Genomic DNA, 3531 nt, shown 5'->3' on the forward strand with positions numbered 1-3531 from the left:
AGGGCCGGCGCCGGTCCTAGGATCAGCCGCATGCCGAGCGACAGCGCAACTGACTGGAACGCCTGGCATGACGACTACGCCGATCCGGAGTCGGCCCTGTCGATCCGGCTGGCCCTCGTCAGGAGCGAGATCCGCAGCGCGCTGGCCGGCCACGCTGCCGCCCGGGATGGGCCGCTGACGGTGGTCAATGCCTGCGCCGGCGACGGCCGGGACATCCTCGGGGTGCTGGCCGAATCCGCGATCCGGGCTCCGGTCGAGGCCACCCTGCTGGAGACCGATCCGCGAAACCTCGCACGGGCCGCGCGCTTCTGCCGCGACACCGGCCTGGTCGGGGTACGGCTGCTGAACCGGGACGCGGGCCTGTCCAGCTCCTACCTCGACGCGGCACCTGCCGATCTGGTCCTGATGTGCGGGGTGTTCGGCAACCTCACCGACGCCGACGTGCGCCGGCTGATCGAGTTCCTGGAGGGCTCGGTCGGCACACACCGCTTCGACGGCGAGCCGCAGCCGCTGCCGGCCGGTCAGCGGCTGTTCCGCTTCGTCCGCTGACGCCGCGTCAGCAGGTCCGGGCGTCGAGCCGGCCGAACGGGCCGTCGACTTCGCGCAGCCGGGCAGCCAGCAGGTCCGCGCCCACGCCCGATTCGATCGCGTCCGCCAGCGCGGTGAACCGGTCGGCATGCAGCCGGGCCCGCTGCCGGGCGTAGTCGGCGGCCGAGTCCCGGCTGATCATGAAGGCCCAGTCGCTGGAGCTGAGCAGGAACGCCTCGCGGACCAGCTGATCAGCCGCCGGATCGCGGCCCGCGCCGTCCGGCCGGCTGTCCAGCAGCTGGAACAGCCGTTTCTGCAGATGGGCGATCTCGTCGTTCAGCTCGGTCACCGCGTCGTTGTCCCAGACCCGCCAGTCCTTGCCCGCGCCCCAGGACGAGACGGGCAGCTCGATCCGCCCGGCGACCAGGCCGGCCTCCGCCGCTCCCCGCAGCGTGCTCAGCCGGACCCCGGCCTGCGGCAGCAACCGCAGCACGGCATCGAGGAACTCCGGACCCTCGTACCACCAGTGCCCGAACAGCTCGGTGTCGAAGGCGGCCACCACCAGGGCTTCGCGGCCGTGCTGGGCGCGCAGGTCGGTGAGCCGCCGCGCCACCGCCGCCACGAAATCCTGCGCATCGCGCAGCGCCGCGGCCGAGGCGAGCCGTCGGTCCCACGGCTGCTTCGCCTCGGCCGGCACCCCGGCGCCGGTGACCCGAGCCGGCCGGAAACCCGAGGCGTGGTCGAAGGTGTGGAAGTCCCGGTAGCAGGCGCCACCGGGATAGCCGGTGCGCGAGGACCAGATCCGGTAGGAGACGTCGAGGTCCCGGGCGAAGGCCAGCACGCCCGAATCGCCGACCGGACGCGCGAAGCCGGTGTCCCCGCCCACCGCCGGGCCGTCGACCAGGAAGTGCGTCACCCCGTGCCCGGCGTAGAAGTCCTCCATGCCGGGGGCGTAGCCGCACTCCGGCGCCCAGATTCCGCCCGGCCGGCTGCCGAACCGCAGCTGGGTGTCGGCCAGCCCTGAGCTCAGCTGCGCGGCGGCGAACCGCTCGGTCAGCAAGGGCAGGAACGGATGGGTGGCGGGCCCGGACAGCAGCTCGACAACCCCGCTGTCGACCAGCGGCCGCAGCACCGCCGACAGCCCACCGGTCAGCCAGCGCGACTGCAGGTCGGCCAGGCAGGCCAGCGCCTCCCGCCGCTCGTGCTCGGCCAGCTGCCCCATCCCGGAGCGAGCGCTGAGCTCCTCCGCGCGCAGCTGCCAGCGGCCGGCCCAGGAATGGATCTCCGACAGGCAGTACGGGTCATCGAGCATCGCCGCGACCACCGGGGTCACCCCCAGCGTGGCAACCTCCCGGTAGCCGTGCTCGGCGAGGGTCTCCAGCACCCGCAGCACCCGCCGCCAGGAGCCGGTGAACGCCTGGTGCAGCCATTCCTCACCGACCGGCCAGGCGCCGTTGTGGGCCACCCAGGGCAGGTGGGTGTGCAGCACCAGGCTGAACCTGCCGAGCTCGGTCACGGCCGCCGTGCCAGCACCAGCAGGTCCAGGCTGCCGTCCAGGGCGCGCGGATCGGCCAGCGCATCCGGGCCGATCCGGAAGTCCTGCGAACCGATCGCGGCCACGTCGGCGGCGAGCTCGGCCGGCCAGCCCTCCGGCGGCGCGGCCAGCTGGGCGGCGGGAAAACCGCCCTGCCCGGCATACCTGCGGTCCAGGGCGACCAGCCGCGGCCCGGCGAACAACCCCCGGACGGCGGCCACCGGCAGGCCCGATCCGGCCACCAGCCGGCACAGCTCGGCGGCGGTGAACTCGTGGGTGTGAAAGGGGTTCACCGGCCGGTCGGCGCCGGGGGAGAAGGTCAGCCGGTTCGGTGTGCTGAGCATCAGCAGGCCACCTGGACGCAGCACCCGGGCGCACTCGGCGAGGAACTGCGGGTGATCCCAGACGTGCTCGATCACCTGCAGCGAGACCACGGTGTCGATCGAGCCGCCGGCGACCGGCAGCGCGGCCAGGTTGGCCCGGACCGCGGCCAGCGCCGGATACGTCCGGGACAGGTGCGCGATGGCCGCCGCGTCGTAGTCCAGGGCCAGCACGGCGGGCGCCCGGCCGGCCAGCAGCGCCGTCCCGTACCCCTCGCCGGCCCCGATCTCGAGCAGCCGCGGCCCCTCGACCTGCTCCCGCAGGTACAGGTAGGCCGCCTCGTGCCGTCGGAACCAGTAGTTCTCGCTGGCGATGCCGGGGGCCGTCCGCTCACCCGTCAACGCCAGGGTGGCGGTGGAGGGCGGGCTCGTTGCCTCGATCGTCTCGGTCCTTCGCTGTCTCAGAGAGGCCCAGTTTAGGTAGGTCACGGCGGGGAGCCGGGCATGGGTGCAGGGCCCATTGCCCGCATGCCAGGGATGCTGGCGCCGTCAGTTCCGCTGCGGCCACCTCAGCCGTGCGGATAGCCCCGGGTGCCGCCCCGAGCGAGAGCCTCAGGCGGGCTCGGGCTCGCCTGCGGGCACGTTGCCCGGGTCGTCCGGGCCGGGCATCGGCTCGACCGGCGCCGGCGGCAGGGTTTCCGGGGTGTCCGGCGACAGCTCGCCGGGGTCATCGGGCACCGGCTCGTCCGGATCGATCGCGGGGTAGTTGTCGGGGTCCGGTCCTGGCATCACCATGCCTACTTGGTACACCAGTCGGGCCGGCGCGCGAAGCGGCGTGTAGAACAATGCAGGGGCAGGCGGTGACCAGCGCGACCGGCGGGTGACCGGAAACACGCCCTGGCACGCGGTCTCCCGTGTGCTACTGACCGGTAACATCGAGGGCGCAGCAGCACGTCCGCGCCCGCGACGACCTCGTGCTCGACTGAGAAGTCCCGACTGAGAAGAAGGACGATCACCGGATGAACATCGTTGTCCTGATGAAGCAGGTGCCCGACACCTACGCCGAGCGCAAGCTCAGCCCCACCGACAACACCCTGGACCGCGAGGCCTCCGACGCCGTCATCAACGAGATCGACGAGTACGCGATCG

The 3531-nt window shown here is 72.9% G+C and carries 4 protein-coding genes and 1 pseudogene; 2 read left to right on the forward strand and 3 right to left on the reverse strand.

Annotated features, from left to right (window positions below; genetic code table 11):
* Positions 1–30: 30 nt before the first annotated feature.
* Positions 31–549, forward strand: a complete 519-nt coding sequence (locus VF612_RS14845; protein ID WP_408660629.1) for an SAM-dependent methyltransferase — start codon at positions 31–33, stop codon at positions 547–549.
* Between the two features lie 7 nt (positions 550–556).
* Here the strand turns inward: VF612_RS14845 and VF612_RS14850 are convergent, their stop codons facing one another.
* From VF612_RS14850 to VF612_RS14860, 3 genes are all read right to left on the reverse strand, one after another.
* Positions 557–2044 carry a 1,4-alpha-glucan branching protein domain-containing protein gene (locus VF612_RS14850; protein ID WP_408660630.1) on the reverse strand — a complete coding sequence of 496 codons (1488 nt, stop codon included), beginning with the start codon at positions 2042–2044 and terminating at the stop codon, positions 557–559.
* Positions 2041–2871 carry a class I SAM-dependent methyltransferase gene (locus VF612_RS14855; protein ID WP_408660631.1) on the reverse strand — a complete coding sequence of 277 codons (831 nt, stop codon included), beginning with the start codon at positions 2869–2871 and terminating at the stop codon, positions 2041–2043. Before VF612_RS14855 ends, VF612_RS14850 begins: the two co-directional genes overlap by 4 nt.
* A 123-nt stretch (positions 2872–2994) precedes the next feature.
* On the reverse strand, positions 2995–3177 hold the full coding sequence (locus tag VF612_RS14860; protein WP_408660632.1) for a hypothetical protein: 183 nt from the start codon (positions 3175–3177) through the stop codon (positions 2995–2997).
* A 224-nt stretch (positions 3178–3401) separates the two neighbouring features.
* Here VF612_RS14860 and VF612_RS14865 point away from each other — a divergent pair.
* Positions 3402–3531, forward strand: a pseudogene (locus tag VF612_RS14865) (electron transfer flavoprotein subunit beta); the annotation flags it as partial.

This window comes from Jatrophihabitans sp. (assembly GCF_036388195.1).
Taxonomy (GTDB): Bacteria; Actinomycetota; Actinomycetes; order Mycobacteriales; family Jatrophihabitantaceae; genus Jatrophihabitans_A.

Coding starts and splice junctions, on each gene's coding strand:
- VF612_RS14845 (WP_408660629.1), top strand. CDS start 31: ATGCCGAGCGACAGCGCAACTGACTGGAACGCCTGGCATGACGACTAC.
- VF612_RS14860 (WP_408660632.1), bottom strand. CDS start 3,177: ATGGTGATGCCAGGACCGGACCCCGACAACTACCCCGCGATCGATCCG.